Annotated in this window: 26 protein-coding genes; 8 read left to right on the top strand and 18 right to left on the bottom strand. The window is 40.0% G+C overall.

The features are described from left to right. Position 1: 1 nt before the first annotated feature. Together CSV75_RS00560 and CSV75_RS00555 are read right to left on the bottom strand one after the other, a co-directional pair. On the bottom strand, positions 2 to 334 hold the full coding sequence (locus CSV75_RS00560) for an ASCH domain-containing protein (RefSeq protein WP_099631458.1): 333 nt from the start codon (positions 332 to 334) through the stop codon (positions 2 to 4). A 122-nt stretch (positions 335 to 456) separates the two neighbouring features. Beyond that, positions 457 to 1,206, bottom strand: a complete 750-nt coding sequence (locus CSV75_RS00555) for a FixH family protein (protein ID WP_099674327.1) — start codon at positions 1,204 to 1,206, stop codon at positions 457 to 459. A 158-nt stretch (positions 1,207 to 1,364) separates the two neighbouring features. Here CSV75_RS00555 and CSV75_RS00550 point away from each other — a divergent pair, with 158 nt between their 5' ends. From CSV75_RS00550 to CSV75_RS00535, 4 genes are all read left to right on the top strand, one after another. Beyond that, complete coding sequence (locus CSV75_RS00550) at positions 1,365 to 2,042, top strand: response regulator transcription factor (protein WP_369802731.1); 678 nt, start codon at positions 1,365 to 1,367, stop codon at positions 2,040 to 2,042. Further along, a complete protein-coding gene (locus tag CSV75_RS00545; RefSeq protein WP_099674326.1) occupies positions 2,039 to 3,433 on the top strand; it encodes a sensor histidine kinase in 1,395 nt (464 codons plus the stop codon). Before CSV75_RS00550 ends, CSV75_RS00545 begins: the two co-directional genes overlap by 4 nt. A 6-nt stretch (positions 3,434 to 3,439) precedes the next feature. Further along, on the top strand, positions 3,440 to 4,000 hold the full coding sequence (locus tag CSV75_RS00540; protein WP_099674325.1) for an SCO family protein: 561 nt from the start codon (positions 3,440 to 3,442) through the stop codon (positions 3,998 to 4,000). Positions 4,001 to 4,065: 65 nt separating this feature from the next. Next, positions 4,066 to 4,431, top strand: a complete 366-nt coding sequence (locus CSV75_RS00535; RefSeq protein WP_099695038.1) for a hypothetical protein — start codon at positions 4,066 to 4,068, stop codon at positions 4,429 to 4,431. A gap of 15 nt (positions 4,432 to 4,446) precedes the next feature. Here CSV75_RS00535 and rlmN read toward each other — a convergent pair whose 3' ends face one another. The 11 genes from rlmN to hisZ all read right to left on the bottom strand — a co-directional run bounded on the left by rlmN (position 4,447) and on the right by hisZ (position 14,506). Continuing rightward, positions 4,447 to 5,523 (bottom strand): dual-specificity RNA methyltransferase RlmN, encoded by a 1,077-nt coding sequence (gene rlmN, locus CSV75_RS00530; protein WP_099636828.1) that lies wholly within the window; start codon positions 5,521 to 5,523, stop codon positions 4,447 to 4,449. An 85-nt stretch (positions 5,524 to 5,608) separates the two neighbouring features. After that, on the bottom strand, positions 5,609 to 5,785 hold the full coding sequence (locus CSV75_RS16165; protein ID WP_158231552.1) for a hypothetical protein: 177 nt from the start codon (positions 5,783 to 5,785) through the stop codon (positions 5,609 to 5,611). Positions 5,786 to 5,882: 97 nt separating this feature from the next. Next, complete coding sequence (locus tag CSV75_RS00525; protein WP_099636827.1) at positions 5,883 to 7,235, bottom strand: cyclic 2,3-diphosphoglycerate synthase; 1,353 nt, start codon at positions 7,233 to 7,235, stop codon at positions 5,883 to 5,885. A gap of 218 nt (positions 7,236 to 7,453) precedes the next feature. After that, entirely contained in the window at positions 7,454 to 8,515 is a 1,062-nt protein-coding gene (gene hisC / locus CSV75_RS00520; RefSeq protein WP_099674324.1) for a histidinol-phosphate transaminase, read from the bottom strand. Continuing rightward, positions 8,508 to 9,158 (bottom strand): bifunctional phosphoribosyl-AMP cyclohydrolase/phosphoribosyl-ATP diphosphatase HisIE, encoded by a 651-nt coding sequence (hisIE, locus tag CSV75_RS00515; protein WP_099674323.1) that lies wholly within the window; start codon positions 9,156 to 9,158, stop codon positions 8,508 to 8,510. The genes hisC and hisIE overlap by 8 nt, the downstream gene beginning before the upstream one ends. Continuing rightward, complete coding sequence (hisF, locus tag CSV75_RS00510; protein ID WP_099636824.1) at positions 9,151 to 9,915, bottom strand: imidazole glycerol phosphate synthase subunit HisF; 765 nt, start codon at positions 9,913 to 9,915, stop codon at positions 9,151 to 9,153. Before hisF ends, hisIE begins: the two co-directional genes overlap by 8 nt. Next, complete coding sequence (hisA, locus tag CSV75_RS00505) at positions 9,902 to 10,627, bottom strand: 1-(5-phosphoribosyl)-5-[(5-phosphoribosylamino)methylideneamino]imidazole-4-carboxamide isomerase (protein ID WP_099631447.1); 726 nt, start codon at positions 10,625 to 10,627, stop codon at positions 9,902 to 9,904. The genes hisF and hisA overlap by 14 nt, the downstream gene beginning before the upstream one ends. Before the next feature lie 162 nt (positions 10,628 to 10,789). Beyond that, positions 10,790 to 11,374, bottom strand: coding sequence for an imidazoleglycerol-phosphate dehydratase HisB (hisB, locus tag CSV75_RS00500; protein ID WP_099674322.1), 585 nt, complete (start codon positions 11,372 to 11,374; stop codon positions 10,790 to 10,792). Then, on the bottom strand, positions 11,356 to 12,654 hold the full coding sequence (gene hisD / locus CSV75_RS00495; protein ID WP_099674321.1) for a histidinol dehydrogenase: 1,299 nt from the start codon (positions 12,652 to 12,654) through the stop codon (positions 11,356 to 11,358). Before hisD ends, hisB begins: the two co-directional genes overlap by 19 nt. Then, positions 12,651 to 13,286 (bottom strand): ATP phosphoribosyltransferase, encoded by a 636-nt coding sequence (gene hisG / locus CSV75_RS00490; RefSeq protein WP_099631444.1) that lies wholly within the window; start codon positions 13,284 to 13,286, stop codon positions 12,651 to 12,653. Before hisG ends, hisD begins: the two co-directional genes overlap by 4 nt. Continuing rightward, on the bottom strand, positions 13,274 to 14,506 hold the full coding sequence (gene hisZ, locus CSV75_RS00485) for an ATP phosphoribosyltransferase regulatory subunit (protein WP_158231551.1): 1,233 nt from the start codon (positions 14,504 to 14,506) through the stop codon (positions 13,274 to 13,276). Before hisZ ends, hisG begins: the two co-directional genes overlap by 13 nt. A 155-nt stretch (positions 14,507 to 14,661) precedes the next feature. On the opposite strand from hisZ, the gene CSV75_RS00480 reads away from it, so the two are divergent. Continuing rightward, positions 14,662 to 15,456, top strand: a complete 795-nt coding sequence (locus CSV75_RS00480) for a histidinol-phosphatase HisJ family protein (RefSeq protein ID WP_099674319.1) — start codon at positions 14,662 to 14,664, stop codon at positions 15,454 to 15,456. A 57-nt stretch (positions 15,457 to 15,513) separates the two neighbouring features. Here CSV75_RS00480 and CSV75_RS00475 read toward each other — a convergent pair whose 3' ends face one another. From CSV75_RS00475 to gdhA, 3 genes are all read right to left on the bottom strand, one after another. Then, on the bottom strand, positions 15,514 to 16,089 hold the full coding sequence (locus CSV75_RS00475; RefSeq protein ID WP_099672589.1) for a YdcF family protein: 576 nt from the start codon (positions 16,087 to 16,089) through the stop codon (positions 15,514 to 15,516). A 100-nt stretch (positions 16,090 to 16,189) separates the two neighbouring features. Further along, positions 16,190 to 17,401, bottom strand: a complete 1,212-nt coding sequence (locus CSV75_RS00470) for an argininosuccinate synthase (RefSeq protein WP_099674318.1) — start codon at positions 17,399 to 17,401, stop codon at positions 16,190 to 16,192. Positions 17,402 to 17,543: 142 nt separating this feature from the next. Continuing rightward, the gene (gdhA, locus tag CSV75_RS00465; protein WP_099636817.1) at positions 17,544 to 18,926 is read right to left on the bottom strand and encodes an NADP-specific glutamate dehydrogenase; all 1,383 of its coding nucleotides are present in this window, start codon (positions 18,924 to 18,926) and stop codon (positions 17,544 to 17,546) included. 381 nt (positions 18,927 to 19,307) lie between these two features. Between gdhA and CSV75_RS16385 the strand changes: the two genes are divergently transcribed. Next, a complete protein-coding gene (locus tag CSV75_RS16385; RefSeq protein ID WP_199171272.1) occupies positions 19,308 to 19,451 on the top strand; it encodes a hypothetical protein in 144 nt (47 codons plus the stop codon). Positions 19,452 to 19,500: 49 nt separating this feature from the next. Here CSV75_RS16385 and CSV75_RS00460 read toward each other — a convergent pair whose 3' ends face one another. After that, positions 19,501 to 20,784 carry a LysM peptidoglycan-binding domain-containing protein gene (locus tag CSV75_RS00460; RefSeq protein WP_099674317.1) on the bottom strand — a complete coding sequence of 428 codons (1,284 nt, stop codon included), beginning with the start codon at positions 20,782 to 20,784 and terminating at the stop codon, positions 19,501 to 19,503. Between the two features lie 153 nt (positions 20,785 to 20,937). On the opposite strand from CSV75_RS00460, the gene CSV75_RS00455 reads away from it, so the two are divergent. Beyond that, on the top strand, positions 20,938 to 21,567 hold the full coding sequence (locus tag CSV75_RS00455) for a spore coat protein (RefSeq protein ID WP_369802733.1): 630 nt from the start codon (positions 20,938 to 20,940) through the stop codon (positions 21,565 to 21,567). A gap of 100 nt (positions 21,568 to 21,667) precedes the next feature. Further along, positions 21,668 to 22,327, top strand: a complete 660-nt coding sequence (locus CSV75_RS00450) for an HAD family hydrolase (RefSeq protein WP_099674316.1) — start codon at positions 21,668 to 21,670, stop codon at positions 22,325 to 22,327. Positions 22,328 to 22,366: 39 nt separating this feature from the next. Here CSV75_RS00450 and CSV75_RS00445 read toward each other — a convergent pair whose 3' ends face one another. Continuing rightward, on the bottom strand, positions 22,367 to 23,071 hold the full coding sequence (locus tag CSV75_RS00445; protein WP_369825346.1) for a YetF domain-containing protein: 705 nt from the start codon (positions 23,069 to 23,071) through the stop codon (positions 22,367 to 22,369). Positions 23,072 to 23,113 lie beyond the last annotated feature (42 nt).

The raw sequence follows: 23,113 nt of genomic DNA, 5'->3' as shown, positions 1-23,113 counted from the left end.
ATTATTTCTGAGCTGGGCTATATTCGTGCACCCAAACTTTCATTTTAGGAAGCCAAGGCATTTTGTCGTGGATCGACAACATCACCTGTTTATATTCTTCAACTGTTTCATGACCTTCAGATTTGGCGTCTTCATCTGTTAGTTCACCGAGTGTTTGTTCATACAATTTCTCAATTTTGTACTCTTTGCCTTCTAACGTCATAATTTCGCCAGGGTATGCATACACACCATTACGTCTAGTCGCCCATTTTTCACCGTTAAGTACTTTTTGTACATCTTCTGGAATTGTTACAAGTCTTTCGATGGAACATGTTTTCTCTGGATAGTTTGTCATGCTAACACTCCTCTTTGTTGGTTAATCTTTCACGTATACTAGTGTACCCTTTTTCATCAATGAATTACAGCTTTTGCTTCCCAATAAAATGCCCTCCCCACCGGAGTGACGAGGGATGATATTTATTTTACTTCTACAGTATGTTCTTCGTGCTCGTGTATCTCTTCATTTTCAATGTGGATAATCACTTGATAGCTGCCCGCTTTAGGAAATTGATAGTTGGCTGTATATTCACCCGGTTTCGCTTCATCCGTATCTACCCATGTGGTTTCTTTATCTGCCGAGATGATTTCATAGCGGACTTGTGCCTTTAATGCTTTACCGTCAAGCTGTGCATGTGTCATCAACACTGTATCTGTCGCTGCTTTTGCTGACTCAGGTTGCATGAAATGAAGAGATAATCCTTCCACTCCATCGCCATGTTCATGATGTTGATCGTCTTGTGCACTTTCATGTTCATCTGATTGATGACTCGCATCTCCGATTTGGATTTGCTTTTTTGGCATGACATGCATCCCCCGCGCAGTAACATGAACCTGTACGTGATACATACCATCTGTCTCAAATGTATTTTCTGCTGAATAAATACCGTCTTTATCATGGGTTGATTCTACGTGAATACTGTCTTCTTTCTTGCCTTCTTCCCAGATTTCATACTCCACTTCTGATGCATCATCTACATTTTCTTCACCTTGTGTCACGTGTGTAGTAATGAATACCGGTTCATTGACATTTCCTTGTTCAGGTACTGTAAGTTCTACTTCAATTGGTTCAGGTAAAACAGCTTCCGTCGGTACCTCTTCATCTTGACCACAACCAGCGAGAATACCAATCATTGCCGTACTCATGACAAACATTCCAAAACGTTTCATCTTTTCATTCTCCTATCTATTCGTTTAGCTGTTATGATTATAAAATATGATTACGAAATTTCAATGAAGTTTCGACAACTTTTTGAAACTTCATGTGGATTTCACATGTTTTCCGGAAAATTAGCGTGCAGAGACTTTATGAAATGAGGCGTATTGAATTGGGTTACCAATTATTGATCATTGATGATGAACCGCAAATGCGGGATTTAATTCGTGTCATTCTCGAAGATGCGGGATATACCGTAATAGAAGCCAGTGACGGTTTGCAGGCTTTGTCGGCCGTTAAGCAACATACTATAGATTTATGCATAGTCGATGTGATGATGCCTTATATGGATGGGTTCACATTTGCAGAGGAGATGAAACGCACTTCTTCGATTCCTTTGATTTTCCTATCTGCACGAGGCGAAGAATGGGATAAAGTACAAGGGTTGAAGCTTGGTGGTGATGATTATATCGTCAAGCCCTTCTTACCAGGAGAACTTGTGGCGCGGATCGAAGCGGTCTTACGCAGAACATACCGCCACAATCCCGCTCCACTCGTATTACACGCAGGTCCACTTACCATTAATGAGGACTCGTATACCGCACAGCTTAACGGAAAACCTTTAAGTCTAACTTTGAAGGAATTTGGCTTGCTATTGTTGCTAGTCAAACATAAAGGGCGCGCATACTCCCGTGAACAATTACTTGAATTGGTCTGGGGCGATGATCACCAAAGCAGTGAGCGTACAATCGATACACATATCAAGACTCTTCGTCTAAAACTAGGGGATGCAGGTAAAATGATTGAAACAGTATGGGGAATCGGCTACAAGTTAGAGGACCCTGAATGAATAATTTGAATCTAAGCAAAAAGATGTTGATTGTGTTTTTGGGCAGCATCATTTGCACCATTTTATTTTCATTCTTCTTCATTCATTACTTGTATACGGATTTATATAAAGAACAGATTAAAGAGTCCATCATGTATCAAGGAAATCGAACGGCTTCTCATTATCATTACGGTGAGCTAAGTGATTCGATCATTGAAAAGATTCAATGGTATAACATTGTCTCCGAGTATGAAATCATCGTTGTAGACCGTCTGGATGATTTAACGTCCCATTTCCCTTATCAGATCAATTATCAATCACTGATCAATGAAAACGACGAGAAGATACTAGAAACGGGTAAGCCTGTTATGAAAGAAGGCTATGTGGATGAACTAAAACGGGAAATCTTCGGTGGGATCTTCCCTATTAAAGGTGAAAATGGACTGATCGGTTTTATTTATATTTATGTTCCGCTTGCCGCGATCCAAGATGTGTTCCATGATAGTCTTCCGCTCATGGTACTTGTAGGCAGTATTTTCTTTCTTATTCTATTTTTGATTTTGCAACGTGTATGGCGTTCGTTATTCGAGCCACTGCAAACATTGCAGATCTATTCGGAAGAAGTATCTAAAGGTGATTATTCGAATCGACTCAATACGGTACGGACAGATGAAATAGGTAAGCTTTCGACTGCATTTGATTCAATGAGTCGTTCTCTTGAAGAACAAGATCAGCGCAAGAAAGATTTCACGTCAAATATTGTACATGAGCTTAGGACACCTTTGACGTATATTAGCGGCTATGCGCAACTTTCGCGCGATAAAATTGATTCGTCTCCTGATGATGTAAAACAATACTTATCAACCATCGAGAAAGAAACTGAACGCCTGAAAAAGCTCATACATGATTTAGTCGAGCTAAATCATTTAGAGCAGGATGTTTATTCATTAGTAAACGAACCAATTGCGATTGCGCAATTACTTTTAGATACATTGGAATTATTCGTGATCCGTTTAGAGGATAAAGATATTCAGTTGCGCACATCAATTGACGAGGAATTGATTTTAGAAGGAGATCCTAAACGATTGCAACAAGTTTTTTATAATACGATTGATAATGCGGTAAAATATGCCGCGCAATCCATTTCTATTCATCTTACGGCCAGTAAACACGGTGTACAATACCGCATCGCAAATGACGGCGTGACAATCGGGGATGAAGACATAGATCATATCGGAGAACGTTTTTTCCGTACCGATAAAGCACGAACTCGCACGACAGGCGGTACTGGACTTGGCCTGTCGATCGTCAAAGAAATTGTAAGGTTACACGAAGGAACATTCACGATTTCCAATGAAACAACAGAAACTATTGTGGTTATCGAATTGCCTGAGCAAATGCGAAAGGAGTGAAAGCAGTTGAAACGTTTGATTCCTTTTATGTTGATGCTCATAGTATTCGTCAGTGGTTGCAGTGAACCACTTGAGCGTGGGAAACAAGTTCGTGAATTCACCTTTACGGATCAACATAATCAACCATTTAACTCCAAGGAACTTTCTGGTTTGCCCTGGATTGCAGACTTTATCTTCACGAATTGTACAACAGTATGTCCGACATTAACGAGTGAGATGGCGGAGCTACAAGCTGAATTGAAAGATCGGAACATCGAAATGAACTTCATTTCGTTTTCTGTCGACCCTAATACCGATACACCTGCAGTATTGAAAGACTATATCGCAAACTTCACGGATGATGAATCCAACTGGCATTTGCTGACAGGCTACACACAACTAGAATTTGAAGCATTTGCACGTGAAGAGTTCCAGACTTTTGTGCTGAAACATGAATCTTCCACTCAAGTTGTCCATGGCACAAATTTTTATCTAATGGATTCAGAAGGCTATATGATGAAGGAATATAATTTCTCAAATGAATCTTATAAAGAAGAATTATTGGCTGATTTAAAACGCATGAAATAATAGTCGGAGGGCGTGACGTATTTCGTCGAATCCGCTATACTAGGATAGGAAAGCAGGTGTACGTGTTGGATCCTCGTTATTGGAAAGCCGGTTTTTTTACTGCATTGATTTCATTTGTTCTACTCATTTTAGGCGTACGGACAGTACTTGGACATGATCTAGTCGTCAATAATTATTTGACGTTTGCAGTGTTCGGTCTCATAGTCGGCATTGTCAGCTCCCTCTTACTATTCTATGAGCTATCCATTGCATTTAAAATGTTCATGGTCGTTCTCGTTCTAGCATTTGCCGAAATGTTCCGCAGCTTCCTGATGATGGATAATGAATACTCAGAAGCAATCGGAATTTTATCTTTGTTCATTATTTCATCTTTCGGACTAGCAATCTCCATTATTGTACAGTTTATTGTAAAATTAGCTCGCAAAAACTAAAAACCGGTTGGAGAATTAATCTCCGACCGGTTGTTTTTTTACTTTCTTGATTTGTTTACTTCTCAATTGACCACATGCTGCATCGATATCCGTACCGTTCTCAAGACGTACTCCACAGTTGATGCCTTTACGTTTAAGTGCTTCGTAAAACGATTTAATGGCCTCGGGTTCACTGCGTTGATACTGACCGTGCTCGTCTACCGGATTATAAGGAATCAAATTGACATACGACAAGTGACGTTTATCAGCCAACAGCCTGCCTAGTTCTTCCGCCTCTTTCACATGATCATTTACATCGCGCAGTAAAATGTATTCGAATGTGATTCGACGATTAGTAGTTTCTAAATAATAGTTAATGGAATCCATTAGTTTCTCTATCGGGAATGCTTTGTTAATTTTCATGATAGATGAGCGTAACTCATTATTAGGTGCGTGTAATGAAACAGCTAAATTAATCTGAATGTTTTCATCCGCAAAGTCTTTAATTTTCTCAGTCAAACCACTTGTGGAAACGGTGATATGACGCGCACCAATAGAGAGACCTTTTTGATCGTTGACAATATGCAAGAAATTCATCAAATTCGCATAGTTATCGAATGGTTCGCCGATTCCCATGACAACGATATGACTGACACGCTCGTCTTCACCTTTGCCGTCCAGATGCTCTTGAACTTTCATGATTTGACCAACAATTTCCCCAGCATTTAAATCACGATTTTTACGCAATAAACCACTTGCGCAGAAACTGCATCCGATATTACAGCCTACCTGTGTCGTCACACACACAGAATAGCCATAAGGGAATTTCATTAAAACCGTTTCAATCAAGTTGCCATCTTCCATTTTAAAGAGAAACTTCACTGTACCGTCTTGTGAGACTTGCTTGACATTTTGTTCGAGTGTTTGGATCGAGAAATTCTCATCCAACAAGTCTCGCGCTTCTTGATTGATGTTTTTCATTTCATCAAAGGAAAGTACACGTTTCTTGTAGAGCCAGTCCCATACTTGGGCTGCTCGGAATTTCTGTTGTCCGTTTTCTATGAAGAAGTTTGTCAATTGTTCAATTGTCAAACCATATATGGATTTTTTCATGTGATTTCTAGCCTCATTTCAAAATTGCAATCTTATTATTATACTACAAGTTTGCAGTAAAAGGAACAACTGATTAGATTTATAATCATTTTTGCTGAACGTCTTTGTCCGTTCTAAGCTTCATGAAAAATGATAATAGGTTCAATGCTGCGAGTACGACAAAAAAGATCCCCATACCGGTATGTCCTGTAGCGATTCGATCATATGCAAAGTATGCCATCACCACGCCAATGACAAGATCAATAATTTTTGAATTAAACAAGTTCCTACCCCCTTACAGTCCTATTCGTAGTATAGCAGAAAAAAGCACCTGCAACCGAATTTCCATCCGGTGCAAGTGCTCGATAAGCTATCTTTTCTTACACATTTGTCGTAGTAAGTTTATGTTTTTTGATGAAGTCTGTTAGTACTGTTTCAAGATTTGGGGTTCCGATTTCATCCAAATCGTAATAGACACGTGTGCATGGCTTGTTTATATTAATGACTCGTGACAGATCCATAGGTGTACCAATAATGACTGCATCTACATCAGCTGCATTGATCGTCGCTTCCAAATCTTTTAACTGTTCTTCGCCGTAGCCCATTGCTGGTAAAATATTTTCGATGTGCTGATACTTATCAAAAGTTGTGATTAAGCTTCCTACTGCAAATGGACGCGGGTCAACAATTTCAGCTGCACCAAGACGCTGTGCTGCAATTACACCTGCACCAAGCTTCATTTCACCGTGAGTCAATGTCGGACCATCTTCAACAATTAGCACGCGCTTGCCTTTGATGATTTCAGGATTATCAACAGAAATCTTTGATTCCGCTTTAATAATTGTACTGTTTGGTGCTGCAAATTTAATATTGTTTTCAACCGTTTGAATTGCTTCTTCCGATGCACTATCAATTTTGTTGATAATGGACACATCTGTTGTACGCAAGCATACTTCACCTGGGTAGTATTTCAATTCATGGCCTGGACGGTGTGGATCGAGAACTGTGATCGCCAAGTCTGGCTCGTAGAATGAAAAGTCATTGTTCCCGCCATCCCAAAGGATTACGTCACAGCCGTCTGGATCATTTTCAGCAGCATTCAGAATATCCTGGTAATCTACGCCTGCATAGATGATATTTCCACGGTCAACGTGCGGCTCATATTCTTCCATTTCTTCAATCGTACATTTATGTTTTTTGAAATCTTCTACCGTTGCATAACGCTGCACACGTTGTTCAGCCAAGTCGCCATAAGGCATTGGATGACGAACAGCTACTACTTTCAAATCATGCTCAAGCAATGTTTCAATAATTTTACGGGATGTTTGGCTCTTCCCTGTTCCCGTTCTAACCGCACAAACAGAAATAACTGGTTTATTACTTTTAATCATCGTTGCTTTTGATCCAAGGAGTGTAAAATTAGCACCTGCCGAGTTCACAATTGCACCAATTCCCATAACCTTTTCGTAGCTTAAGTCACTATATGAGAAAACACATTCATCTACTTCTAGTTCTTTGATCAACTCAGGTAGCTGATCTTGTGAATAAATAGGAATTCCTTCAGGATACAATTCACCAGCTAATTCAGTTGGATATTTACGTCCATCGATATCCGGGATTTGCGTAGCTGTAAATGCCACGACATTGTATTCTTCTTTACCACGGTAGTATGTATTAAAATTGTGGAAGTCTCTTCCTGCCGCACCAATAATGATTATATTTTTAGTTTTCATAAATTTATCTCTCCAATCAAGCTTCTTTTTATTATTATAAGTCAACATGTATAAAAATACAATAGGAAATATTAAAAATACATGTATTTGTATACATATACATCTTTTATTTGTCATATATTGTCGCAAAAGCTACTATAGCAACCATCTATGCATCTTTCTATACATTTACGACAAGAAAAAGCCATTCAGTATCGAATGGCTTTTGATCAATTTATTCATCTAGTAAGTTGCTTAAGCACTTCAAACAGTGTATTCATCTGATCGTCTGTACCGATCGAAATACGTAAATAATCACGAATATCCGCTTGGTCGAAGTGACGGACTAAAATTCCACGATCTTTTAATTGTTGATACAATACTTTTGCGTCATTGTGTAAAGGCTTAACAAAGACGAAGTTTGCATCGGATGGGAGAACTTCAAAGCCTAACTCTTTTAAAGTATGGACTGTAGATTCACGTGTGCGAATGATTTTATTTGTACTTTCCGAAAAGTATGCATGATCAACAAATGCAGCGGTAGCCCCCGCCATAGCTAAGCGATCAATTGTGTATGAGTTGAAGGAATCTTTAATTCGCGTCAATCCTGCTATCAATTCGGGTTGTCCAAGTGCGAATCCGACACGCAATCCTGCTAGTGCACGAGATTTAGATGTGGTTTGAATCACAAGTAAATTTGGATAACGATCAATCAGTTTCATCGCAGACGGACCTGCAAAATCAATATATGCTTCATCAATAATGACTACTTGATCTTGATTGTTTTGCAAAATAGCTTCGATTACATCCAACCCAGCATAAATACTTGTCGGCGCATTGGGGTTTGGTAGAATGACGCCGCCTGGTGAATTATAGAACTGCTTTTTGGGTAATGTGAAATCAGCATTTAATGGAACTTTTTCGAATGATATATTAAATAGCTTGGAATAGACCGGATAAAAACTATAGCTAATTTCCGGAAACCTAATTGGTTTTCCTGGCTCGAAAAATGCCATGAATGAAAATGCCAGTACTTCGTCAGAGCCATTACCTACAAAGACATGGTCTTTTGTCAGTCCATATGTCTCCGCTATCGCGTGACGTAAAGGATCTACTGTTGGTGAAGGATAGCGTTGCAATGTGTTGCCGTTTAACTCCTCTTGAATCGCCTCTAATACTTTTGGGCTTGGTGGATACGGGTTTTCATTCGTATTTAATTTTATGATATCTGGCTGATTCAACTGCTCACCCGGAACATAAGGTTCTGTACGGCGTGCAACTGTGCTCAGAAATCTACTCATTGCGTGGCACTTCCTTTTTCGGTCTTCTTTCACGTAACACTTGTTGAACATCCGTTAGATCAACGTCAAGAATATTCATCAATACAAGTGTATGGTAGACCAGATCTGCAATTTCATTGGATACTTCTTCTTTATCTGCATTTTTTGCGCCGATTACGACTTCCGTAGATTCCTCTCCGACTTTTTTCAACACTTTGTCGATACCTTCATTGAATAAATACGTCGTATACGAGCCGTCTATCGGATTGGCTTTGCGATCTGCGATTTCGTCAATTACCTCATAGACGACTTCACGTAATGATTCTTCTTTTTCCATTGCTGTTGTGAAGAAGCATGTTTTTTCGCCCGTGTGACAAGCAGGACCTTGTGGAGTAACTTGGATCAGTAATGTATCTTGATCGCAATCTACAGAAATACGTTGCACTTGCTGTGTATTTCCGGATGTTGCGCCTTTATTCCAAAGTTCCTGTCTCGAACGACTATAAAACCAAGTTTCATTTGTTTCTATAGTCTTTTCAATTGAATCCTTGTTCATATAAGCAAGCATTAGGACTTCCCCTGTGCGATCGTCTTGTACAACCGCTGGGATTAGACCTTTGTCGTCAAATTTTAATGCATGGATGTCTAGTGTCATTTTAGTCATTCCTAACTGCGATATTTTCTTCTGCTAAGTAATTTTTCAAGTCTCGAATATTGATTTCATTGAAGTGGAATACGGATGCGGCTAGGGCTGCATCTGCTTGCCCTTCTGTAAGTACATCTTTAAAGTGTTCAGGTTTTCCAGCACCACCACTTGCGATGATTGGAATAGTAACAGCTTCAGCCATAGCCCGGTTGAGTGCTAGATCATACCCGTCTTTGACTCCATCTTGGTCCACGCTATTGACGACCAGCTCACCAGCGCCAAGTGCTTCCATTTTCTTCGCCCATTCAATTGCATCGATCCCTGTTTCTTCCATACCGCCTTTTGCATAAACGGACCACTTGTTTTCGCCTTCTTGACGAACATCCATCGATAACATCACACGCTTCGATCCGTACTTATCCGCTACTTCTTTGATTAGTTCCGGATTCGTCAAAGCTGCACTATTGATAGATATTTTATTACCACCAAGTTCAAATACTTTGTCCACATCTTCAAGCGTACGAATTCCCCCGCCTACGATGAATGGGATCGGCACTTCTTTTGCAATTTCCTCAATTAAATCAAGGAACATACCACGGTTTTTCGTCGATGCAGAAATGTCATAGAATACAAGTTCATCAGCGCCGTCTGCAACATACTTTTTTGCTAATGTAAGAGGATCTGCCACTTCCTGAACGTCTAAAAATTTCTTTCCTTTTACAACTTTACGATTATCTACGTCCAAACACGGAATGATCTTTTTAGTTGTTGACATGACTGTCGTCCTCCAATAGTTTTTTTAAGGATAAATTGCCTTCGTATAATGCTTTCCCGATAATAGCACCGTACATGTCTTCAGCTGCGAGTTTCTTAATGTCCTCTTCTGTAGATACACCACCTGATGCGATAATATCGATTGAAGATGCATCATCCATAATTTTCAGTTCTTCAAAGTTTGGTCCCTGAAGCATGCCATCTTTCATAATATCAGTATAGACAACTGTTCTGACGCCTATCTCCGCCAAGTCCTGTAATAAATCAACTGCTTTGACGTCACTTGTTTCCGTCCAACCGTCTGTTGCGACTAAGCCGTTACGTGCGTCGATGGAGACAGCAATTTTGTCACCGTACTTTTCAACGGCCTTTTTCAAGAATTCAGGATCTTGGATAGCTGCCGTGCCGATAATGACACGTGCAACGCCGTTTTCGATATGTGAGTCGACAATGTCCATATTGCGAATTCCGCCGCCTACTTGAACAGGGATACTGACTGCTTTTGCGATGGCTTCGATGGCTTTTTTGTTGGCGGAGTTTCCTGTTTTTGCGCCGTCTAAGTCTACGACATGGATGTATTCGGCTCCTTGGTTTTGCCACTCTTGTGCCATGTTTGTTGGTGAGTCGTTATAGATTATTTCTTGTGCGTAGTCACCTTGAATGAGGCGTACACATTTGCCATCTCTTATGTCGATTGCTGGGAATAAAATCATCAACTAGTCCTCCTATAAAATGAAGTAAGCATAAAAAACTCATTGGCACCGTTGATCTGCGTTCCAGGCGGACGCGTTCGGGAGGGCCCGCCTGTAACGAAGATCAACTAGTAAATTGTTATTATTGTTAATTTACAGCAAATATCAAACCTTAAAAACCTATTACAAAGACCCTTTAGTAGAAGGTATGCCTTTTACGTCTGGGTTGATGGTGCTGGCTACTCGTAGGGCGCGGCCGAAGCTTTTGAATACGGATTCTATAATGTGGTGTGTATTTTTTCCGTAGTTCAAGTTGATGTGTAATGTGATTTTGGCGTTGTTTGTAAATGCTAGGAAGAATTCTTCGACTAGTTCTGTGTCGAATTCCCCTACTTTGTCTTTCATTCCGTCTACGTTAAATACAAGGAATGAACGGCCACTGATGTCGATAGATGCTGTGGATAGTGCTTCGTCCATTGGTGTGGAAACTAACGCATAGCGTTCTATTCCTTCTTTTGTGCCGATGCATTGGTTGAATAATTGACCTAGAACAATACCAACGTCTTCTACGGAATGGTGTTGGTCCACTTCAATATCGCCATCACATGTTACGGATAAATCAAAGCGTCCGTGTTTTGCGAATGCCGTCAGCATATGGTCGAAAAATCCCACACCCGTGTTGATATTCGTCTTTCCCGTACCGTCTAACGAAAATTCCATTTCAATAGATGTTTCGCCTGTCTTACGTGTTAATTGTTGTTTTCGCATTCGTATCCTGCCTTTCGTACGTTAATCGAGTTGGCATGTCCTGTTAATTGTTCGGCATTTGCTAATGTAATGATGTCATCTGCCACTTCTAACAAAGCGTTCTCGGAATAGTAGATAATACTCGACTTTTTCATGAAATCATATACGCCTAATGGAGAAGAAAACGCTGCTGTTCCACTCGTCGGTAATGTGTGATTTGGTCCAGCCATATAGTCACCCAATGCTTCAGGGGAGTGCTGGCCTAGGAAAATAGCTCCAGCGTTTCGTATAGCAGCCAAGTGCTCCATAGGATGATCGATCATTAGCTCCAAATGTTCTGGTGCTAAACGGTTCACCGTATCAAATGCTTCTTGTAGTGAATCGACTACAATGATACGTCCAAAGTGTTCTATAGATTGTGCTGCAATTTCCTTGCGGTCGAGTTCAGCTAGCTGACGTTCAACTTCCTTGGAAAGCTCGGTCGCAAATGCTTCGCTCGTCGTGATACATACTGCCGCCGCACGCTCATCGTGCTCTGCTTGAGATAGTAAATCTGCTGCTGCATAAACAGGATTTGTATTAGCATCGGCTACGACACAAATTTCACTTGGTCCAGCAATCATATCGATTGCTACATCACCGAACACCCACTTTTTCGCTCTCGCAACGTATGCATTTCCAGGTCCAGTGATTTTGACGACCTTTTCAATTGTCTCTGTTCCGTACGCTAGGGCAGCTATTGCTTGTGCTCCACCTACTTTAAAAATTCGATCGACTCCCGCTTCTTTCGCTGCTACTAAAACGTGAGGATTAATCTTGCCGTCACGTTGTGGGGGTGTCACCATGGAAATTCGTCCGACTCCCGCAATTTTAGCCGGTAATGCATTCATTAAGACCGTCGACGGATAGGCGGCTTTTCCGCCCGGGACATACAATCCAACACTGTCGATTGGTGTTACTTTCTGACCGAGCATGATGCCTTCATTCGGATTTAAAAACCATGATTGCTCTTTTTGTGCTTCGTGATAAGTCGTGATTCGCTCTTTTGCTGCACGCAATGCGCGGTAGAAATCTTCTGTAACTGCTTGTTCTGCTTCAGTGATTTCTTCTTCTGTGACGATCAAGCGGTCAAGCTTCACTCCGTCAAAACATTCAGTGAAATCCAGTAATGCTTCGTCGCCTTCAGAACGAACTTTGTCAATGATGGATAAGACATTGCGATCAAACTCCAGATCCGTTTGATTAGAGTCATCTCGTTCTAGTAGTTCTTCTATGAATTCAGCCCCACGAATGATCTTCATGAACGCACCTCCAAACCTTCCTTCATGTCTTTGATGAATTGCTGGATATCTTCAGTTTTCGTAGCATAACTTGCCTTGTTGACTATTAATCGTGCACTGACATCCGCCATCTCCTGCAAGACAACGAGGCCATTTTCTTTTAATGTTGTACCCGTTTCGACGATATCGACAATGACATCTGACATGCCAATCAATGGTGCGAGTTCAATCGATCCATTTAATTTGATCATTTCAGTACGAATACCTTTTTTGTCGAAAAACTCTTTCGCAACTAATGGATATTTTGAAGCAACTGTTAGAAATGGTATGTTTTCAATTGGTGTATCGGGATATCCCGCTACCGCAAGCTTACAACGTCCAATTCCTAAATCCAGTAATTCATAGACATCACGTGGATCTTCCATCATGACATCTTTTCCAACAATCCCTACGTCAGCTGCGCCTTTTTCAACGTACACTGGAACGTCTACTGCTTTGACAAAAATGAGTTTAATCTTTTGCTTGTCGTCATAAATGACGAGCTTCCGACTTTCATCAGTGAATTCTGAAAAATGTACATCTGATTTCTCAAGAAACTTCATCGCACGTTCTGCCGTTCGTCCTTTTGCCATCGCCACTGTTAGATAATCCATTCAGGTACCCCTTTCTTGCTTGCGATAAAATCAAGCAATTGTTTGAAATCGATGAACTCTTTTGTCTCTTCTTGATCTACTAGTTTATTTTGCTGTTCTGTTAATTGAATCGTGTAGAGACTGTCTGACTGGTGTTTTGCATCAATCATAGATTTAGAAATGACACGATAGTCACGCTCTCTTAACTCATTCGTTATATCGATTGCGTATTTAATACGGCTTTCTTCATATAATACAGTCACGTCGATGCTATATCGTTCCTTCTGACCTTTATTGGATGAAGCTTTGACTAATGATTCGATTTCACATGCAAAACCAATTGCTGGTAATTTCATGCCAAACTCTTCACTTAATGCATCATAGCGTCCACCCATTAATACCGGCTTGCCAAAATTCTCTACATAGCCTTGGAAAATGATTCCTGAGTAATACCCCATATGATTGATCAAGCCAAGATCGATGACGATATGCTTCTTCAATCCATATAATTCGACGATATCACACGTTTTTTGTAAATAGTTGATTGCCTCTTGCGCCGATTCACTAACCTGTAAGTTTTGTAGTTTTTCAAACACTACTTCAGGCGCACCGTATAATAGAGGTAATTGCTCGAGTACTTCTTTAACGGAAGGATCAATTGACAACCGCTGTAGGAATGGACCTATTTCTACGACGTTTTTTGCTTGAATCAACGTCTTGAGTTCAGCTGTTTGTTCTGCTGTGATATTGGAATCCGCGATCAATTCATTGAAGAATCCTGCATAACCAATTTCAATTTTCACATCTGTAAAACCTACGTCTCGTAATGCGTGACATGCAAGCATGATCGTTTCAGCATCCGATGCCGGTGAACTCTTGCAATAGAACTCGACCCCTGCCTGCGTTTTACCGATTCGTTCACTTTCCTGGAATGTCTGTCTAAAGACTTCCTGCACATAATAATAACGCATTTCTTCAGGTAAATTATCATGCAACTGAACGAGTTGCTGTGTCAATGGTATCGTAACGTCCGGTCGTAAAACGAGTACTTCACCGGTATAGTCAATTACTTTGATCATTTCATTTTGATTGATTGAGGTACGTACATTGGAATACAGATCATATTGTTCAAATGCGGATGTTTTAATGCGTTTATAGCCATATGTAGTGAATCGTTTTCCTAATATGCCGATGATCTTTTCATGCTTTTCATGTTCGTTTCCAAGAATTTCAGAATACAAGATATCTTCTACCGCCTTCCATGAGTAAAATACACTTCACTGCTTTACCACGCTAAAGTTAATTATTACTATAATGGTTTTGTAGACCGTTGTCAACTGTTAGAAGCAGCGTTCATCTGCTACAATATGTACTATAGAAAAGGAGACTGGAAACTATGTTTGATTACCATATGCACAGCGCATTTTCAGCGGATTGTGAAATCCCCATGGAGGAAATGGCTAAAGCCTCTATAGCTAAAGGCCTTACTGAAATCTGTTTCACCGATCATATCGATTATGAATATCCGGATGAAACCATTCATTTCGATTTTGACAAACTCGACTATGCACAAAAGATTCTTCAATTAAATGAACAATTCAATGGCCAACTGAAGATTAAAAAAGGTGTTGAAATCGGCTTGCAGCCTGATCTATTACATCTATACGAAGAACTGATGGACGAGCATGAATTTGATTTCGTCATCTGTTCACTACACACAGTCGAAAATAAGTCCTTACACTATCGCGAGTTGTTTGAAGATCGTTCAACAGAGGCAGCTTTTGGGACGTATTATAAAGAACTATTATATTGTGTTCAGCATTATAAGCGTTACAGCGTGCTTGGACACGCAGATTTAATTAAACGCTATACCGATCAGCCGCCAGCTCATTTATTTCATGACTATTTAGAAAAGATCTTCAATACTATTATACCAGAAGGTAAAGGGATCGAACTGAATACTTCGGGAACTCGCTACGGATTGCCGCATAATATGCCAAGTGAAGATATATTGCGTTTATATAAACAATGTGGAGGTGAAATCATTACACTTGGTTCCGATGCGCATAGAACAACAGAAATTGCACATGAGTTTAAGGAATCTTTAGAGTTATTTCAGTCCATTGGTTTTAACTATTTGGCTACATTTACAGAAGGCCAGCCAGAATTCCATAAAATTTCTTCCTTATAAGGGGAAAAGTGACGAGAACTTCTTTGGAGTTTCGTCACTTTTTATTTTGGAATATCACTATCGTCTGAATAGCCATGTTTTTAACAAAGCCAAACGCTCTCGAATTAATACTTTTGCTTTTATGGATTCAGGCGTCTTTGCTGCAACAACATCAGACTCCCATCCTATCTGTCTTGCAAGAAACCTCGCTCTAGCCAAGTGATAGTCACTGCTGATGATAGTCACTCCCGCCACTTCAGGGATGATATTCTGACTGAATTGAAGATTCTCATTTGTGGAGGTAGATTGGTCTTCCATAACTAAGCGTTCTTTCGCAATTCCATGTTGTTGTAAAAAACGATACATTGCCTCAGCTTCGCTAATGTCTTCGTCTTTTCCTTGTCCGCCTGCAAGAACCAACTGTACATGCGGGAACTGCGTAGCATACTCCACAGCGCTCTCCAATCGGTAACGCAATGACAGCGAAGGAACTTCTCCGTTCACTTTGGCCCCTAGAATAATTGCATAGTCATATTTTCCATTCGCTTTCATCTGTTGTGCTTGTTTTATTCTTTCTCCTGGTAACATCCAAAACATCCCCAGTCCCGCAATGATCAAAACTGCCAGTACGATGATCCTCCATAATTTCTTCATTCGTTCACCCCCTGCTATATTCATAAGACGGAGATGAATGTAAAGTAGTTCCAAAAAAAGAGCAGCGAACCTTTTGGCCACGCTGCTCTCACTATCTATTTTAAGGCTTCTTCACGATTTGCTTTTTATTGACCATACTATGCACCTCAGTAGGTAATCCCCATAGCTTAATGAAACCGACCGCTGCCGCTTGATCAAATTCATCATCAGATGTATAAGTCGCTAATTTCTCATTATATAGGGAATTAGGAGATTTACGACCCTCTACTATTACGTGGCCTTTAAACAACTTCACACGAACTGTACCGTTGACGTATTGCTGTGTCTCTTTAATGAATGCCTCTAGTGCATTACGTAAAGGAGAGAACCAAAGACCGTTGTAAATCAACTCACCAAGTTTTTGTGAAATGATGGGTTTAAAGTGTGCTAATTCCTTCACAAGCGTTAAATCTTCAAGTTCCTTATGTGCTTTCAACAACGTAATAGCTCCTGGGGCTTCATATACTTCACGGGATTTGATACCGACTAAACGATTTTCTACATGATCGATACGACCTATCCCATGTTTGCCAGCCAGTTCATTCAACATGGTAATCAATTCACTTAATATATACTTTTCCCCATCAATCGTAACCGGAACACCTTGTTCAAAGCCAATCTCGATTATATCAGCGGTATCGGGTGCATTTTCAATGGAAACCGTTAAACCAAATGCGTCCTCTGGAGGTGTTGCCCATGGGTCTTCTAAAATTCCGCATTCATTTGCTCGTCCCCACAAGTTTTGGTCCACTGAGTATGGATTATCCAAATCAATTGGAATCGGAATATGATGTTCTTTTGCATAATGAATTTCTTCTTCACGTGACCAGCTCCATGAACGCACAGGCGCTACGACTTCAAGCGTTGGATCTAGTGACTTGATCGCTACTTCAAAACGTACTTGGTCATTTCCTTTTCCTGTGCATCCATGAGCTACTGCCGTCGCTTGTTCTTGATGTGCAATTTCCACTAACTTTTTGGAAATGAGCGGACGGGATAAGGCAGAGACAAGTGGATATTTATTCTCATAATAGGTTTGAGCTTGCAATGAAAGAAGGACGAAATCTTGTGCAAATTCTTCACGTGCATCAATTATATAGCTACTAACCGCGCCAACTGTAAGAGCTTTTTCCTTAATGAAAGTTAGATCTTTCCCTTCACCAACGTCTAAGCAAACCGCTATTACGCTATATCCTTGATCCGTTAACCATTGAATTGCAACTGATGTGTCTAAACCGCCTGAGTAGGCTAAAATTACTTTCTTCTTTTCCATGGGTAAATCCCCTTTCATTCAAGCTGCTGTATGTTTATTCAACTTAATGTATTTTTATAATAACATATGTCATTTTAAACGCAATAGATAAGTATAAAAAAACAGACACATTATGTAAAAAAATGTGTCTGTTTTATATTACTTATCGAATTCCGTGCGCAACCATTGCATCGGCTACTCTTAGGAAGCCTGCTACGTTGGCGCCCATTACTAGATTGCCTGGTTTACCATAGTCCACTGCTGCAGTACTACAGTCTTTATAGATGTTCTGCATTACTTCTTTCAAGTGCATATCTACTTGTTCTTCTGACCATGATAGGCGTTGACTGTTCTGAGACATTTCCATAGCAGACACGGCTACACCGCCAGCATTGGCAGCTTTCGCTGGTGCGAATAATACATTATGCTCTTGAAAAATTTCAATCGCTTCAATTGTACAAGGCATATTTGCGCCTTCACCGACCGCTTTTACACCATTTGCGATCAGCATATGTGCTGCAATTTCATCGATTTCATTCTGTGTGGCACACGGTAATGCAATATCACATGGAATAGACCAAATTTCTGTGCAATCAGCATGATACTCGGCATCAATATGTTCTTTCGTATATTCCCAAATACGTTTATTGCCGTACTCTTTTAGCTCCTTCACCAAGTCAAGATCAATTCCGTTCTTGTCATAGATATAGCCATCAGAATCACTACATGCCACAACTTTCGCTCCGAGCTGCATTGCTTTTTCCATTGCATATGTCGAAACATTACCTGAACCTGAAACTACAACAGTCTGACCTTCCAATGAAAGATTATTTTCTTTTAGCATTTCATCTACAAAGTATACTGTACCATAACCAGTTGCTTCTTTCCGACCAAGACTTCCACCGTGATCAGGATTTTTCCCAGTTAAAATACCTGCTTCATAGCCACCTTTAATCCGATTGTATTGACCAAACAGATAGCCGATTTCACGTTTACCTACACCAATATCGCCTGCTGGCACGTCAATGTCCGGTCCAATATGTCTGCTAAGTTCTGTCATGAAACTTTGTGTAAAGCGCATGACTTCACGATCAGATTTACCCTTCGGATCGAAATCAGAGCCACCTTTACCCGCTCCGATTGGTTGACCTGTCAAGGCATTTTTGAAAATCTGTTCGAAAGCGAGGAATTTCATAATACTATTATTAACAGATGGGTGGAAACGAAGTCCGCCCTTATAAGGTCCGAGGTCACTATTAAACTGAACGCGGAAACCTCTATTTACTTGTACCTTGCCCTTATCGTCTTCCCACGCTACACGGAAGGAAATGATTCTTTCCGGCTCTGTGATGCGTTCTAGTATTCCGTTTTCCATAAATTCGGGATGCTTAGCAAAGACAGGACGAAGAGAATCAAAAATCTCTCTTGTCGCTTGTAGAAATTCCTTTTCATCCGGATTCCTTTTCTTCACCAATTCATATACATTATGAACGTAATCATTTGCTCGTTTGCGATTATTATATTCTACCTCATCAATCTTTGTCATTTGCGATCATCCCTTTCCCTAGGTATTAATTAAAAAAACTGTCGACTGACCAGTCACTCATTTACTCAGTGGCTATAATTAAATATACTTATATGATTAAAGAGTAAATTCTATTAGATAAATTGAATTTTAATTGTTCTAAATATTTCTTTGTATTCCAATATTATCACTGAAAAGATAGTAAGTTACAAGATTTTTTTATAATATCTGTGTTTTGACTTAACTTTTGTGTCAATTTTATGTACTATCTTTAACTTTATCATTTACAATCGCGTGAGTTCGGAGTATTATTAAACTATTCAAACAAACTATGTGGGGTTATAAATGTAAGCGCATACACATACTAGTGAGAACAATACGAAAAGAAAGAGGCGAAGCGTTATGACAAAGAAAACAAGTACAATTCGATCAATCTTGGGAGCAAACCTACTCCTGATCATGACTTTTGCTTTCCTACCTGCTTTACTCGTAAATCCAGATATGGAGATGTTCCAAAGCGCAATGAAATTGTTAACTAACGAGTGAGAACTCATATGACAGAGCCTTTCCTTTTTCTAAGGAAAGGCTCTTATATTTATCGCTTACGAATTGTAAATCGATCGTCTAATAACAACCAGTTTTGTGGGAATGCTAAGCCAAGTTTCCAATACATGATTCCCCGCAACTTGAATCTCTTCAGCAAGTTAAACTTCTCGTTGATGCTTCGTGCATCTTCAAACCACACCTCATGTTCGGTTCCTTGTTCATCGTAATACGTATAATGCGGCGCTTGAGCTAGGGCGTCGTATTCAATTGCAACATTCTGCTCAATTGCCAGATTAGTAGCGGCACGCGGGCTTAATGCTCTGGCAGCTTTACTGTCCGATTGACCAAATGGGGCTGTCCAATCATAGCCGTATAAATTCTGACCTAAAAAAATTTTTTCATTCGGGATTTGACTAACTGCATATTCTACTACTCTTGTGACCGGACCAATTGGGCTAACAGCCTGTGGTGCACTATACGTATATCCCCATTCATAGGTCATTAATACAACGAAATCTACAATTTCTCCATGCACTTTATAATCATGAGCGCCATAAATACCTGTCGTGACTTCCCCGGCTTTTGGTGCAAGTGCTGTGGAAATCGTAAGGCCTGCTTTATGGATTTGATCGCGTGCATTGCGTAATAATTGATTATATAATTCCCGATCTTCCGGGAATAATAACTCAAAATCGAAGTGAATATCGCCATAGCCGATCTCTTTTGCTATATCAATCGCACTTTGAATCATTCGGTTTTGCACTGCCTGATCTGTAAAAATAACATGCGCTAATTCCGCACTGAATGTAAAGTCTTCTAAATTCGTCAGAACTAGCAAATTTACAACACCTGCGTTTTTTGCGATAGTAGGAATATCTGCTAGAGCTGGTGCTTTGAGTGATCCGTCACGTTGTACTTCATAACTGAACATCGCGAGATACGTAAGACCATCCACACGTTCTCGAACTTCCGAGAGCATATCTTGACTGACTGGATTACGCGGTTCTACATATAATAATGAATCAATCATCGTTTTCACTTCTTGTGGTATATATAGACGCTGACCAATCATTAACGGTCTCGTCGGGTTGATTGCATTAATTTCTGCCAATCGCGCAACTGTTAGACCATACCTTTGTGCAATTGTATAGAGACTATCACCGGGTCGCACCCAGTAATACGAACCTATTATCGGAATGACAAGCGCTTGTCCTACAGCCAATCGTATATCGCTTTCTAATTCATTAACTTCTGCTATTTGCTCGTATGGCACACCATATATATTACCAATTTTATATAAACTCTCACCTTGCGAAACTACATGAATCTGCATGTATCTCCACTACCCTTCCTGAGTTCTATCCTTATGATATGATGGCGCGTTGCGAACTATGCATGGGACATCAATACAATTTCATGTGCATAAGATTTCGATCACTTCACATACTAATCTCGATGTACATGACTATTGAAGGAGGAAAAACATTTGACAAATCAATTCGAAACGTCTCAACACATGCAAGGCGGACAAGTTCCCCCATCGATGAATCACGGTGGACATGAGTTATTTGATGTTAAAGAGGTATTAAGCGCGTCAGTCGGAGCATTGAACCAAGCGATGATTTTACGTCCACATGTCCAGGATCCGGAACTTTTGGATATTCTCGATCGACAATACCGATTCATGCTGGATGAGTATAATATCCTTGTCGAAAGTTTCAAGACAGGCAAAGATCCCTCACATCCTACACAACGCTATCAAATGAAGGCAGGCAGCGACTTCATTTATGGTATGAAAGAAAAGGCACCTACTAAGCCGATTCAATCTACAGGTGAAATCAATGATGAAATCATCTCCGGCTTTTTGTTGGGCGCTACAAAAGAAGGCGCTACAGGCAAAACGGCTGCTTCATTAGAAGTATGTAATCCAGTCGTTCGCCGTGTGCTTGCAGATTCCGTACCCAACTGTATAGAAATGGCATACGAGTTGTCCATTTACCAAAACAAACATCACTATTATCAAGTTCCACAATTAAATGATCAGGATATGAATATGTTGCTTAATTCTTTTGCGCCTTCACAAGGTCAACCGGGTATGCCCAACAACCTACAATAAGTAATAAATCAAGCAGATGGAGTTTTCTCCATCTGCTTTTTGCTTTTACACTCGTTATATTTGTATACTATGAAGAAGAACAGAATGGAGGAGTGTTTATATGAGGGTTGCGATCTTTGATTTTGATGGTACGTTGTACACTAAAGAAACCTTTAAATTACTGATGGAGCATTTAAAGAATCATCCTACGTACAAGCAGTATTATAAAAATTTTTACCGTTCGATATTACCACTATATATTCGCTATAAATTAAAATTACTACCCGAATCTATTATGAAAGAGCGCTCAATGCGCCTTTATCTACAAGCCCTGGATTCATTGACGATGACAGAACTACTTGAGTTTTTCAAAAGTATGCATAATAAAATGATGCCTGACTTCAATGAACAAGTCATTAATCGACTGACAGAACATCGAAAGGAAGGTTACCATGTCCTACTCGTTTCTGGTGCTTATACTCCTTTTTTAAAAGCAGTCACTAGTCACCTGACATTTGATCAAGTTATTGGTACAGACATCCCTTCTATTGGTGAAAAGATCGCAATGGATCGGCCATTCCTACATATTCAAGGTACGCGTAAAAATGAACAAATTTCTCAAGCGCTACAAGGAGTAACTGTTGACTGGGACAATAGCTTCGCATATGGAGACAGCATTTCCGACCTTCCAGTCTTAGAGAAGGTTGGGTGCCCAGTAGCAGTTCGTCCAGATGAAAAACTTACCGTTGTAGCAAAAAAAAGAAATTGGGAAATCTTATAAAAAACGTGAAAAGTCCTGATTAAATCAGGGCTCTTCACGTCAAGTCGATTTTAATGTATTAATATATAAACTACCATCTGTCTGAATTTCTGCATAGAGAACATGCTCTGGCTTGGAAATCCCTTGTTTTTTTAGCTGTTCAGTCAGCCACGTATCGGTCAATTGAAGCTCTCTCATGTTTTTCTCTTCTACTTTCCCGTTAGTAATAATTTCAGTCGGAATATATTTTGGCGGTGGTGCTGGTGCTTTGACATCTTTCTTTGACGCATATTTCTCACCTGCATTCAGCATGACACTTAAATTACCATTCGTTTCGAATATCGCGTAATTGACGTCTTTCATCGAAAATATCGACTGCTCTCGTAGCATCATATTTATATCATTGAAACTCAACCGTAATTTACGCATGGAACCTTCCAAAATCTTTCCGTTTTGAATGACAATCATCGGTTTATCATCGAGTAATACGCGGAGTTTAATGGATTTGAATGATAAAAAGTTGGCAACAATTGTCAACGTCGCCCACAAAACCATTCCATATAAGCCGTTCAAGAATGGCGTTTCAGACTCTCCCGCCAAATTTGCCGCAATTGAACCGATTGTTATACCTGTCACATAATGAAAGAAAGTCAATTGGGACACTTGTTTTTTCCCCATAAAACGCGCCAAAATCAACAGCACAACAAATGAGATCACCGTTCGCAATGTCATTTCCCAAAAGGCTAATTGCCCAAATTCATCTATATTCACTGCATACACCTCCAGTAGTGGGAGTATGTGCAAACT

Source organism: Sporosarcina sp. P18a (assembly GCF_002743135.1).
Lineage (GTDB): Bacteria > Bacillota > Bacilli > Bacillales_A > Planococcaceae > Sporosarcina.
This window is presented reverse-complemented; position numbering and strand designations above follow the sequence as displayed.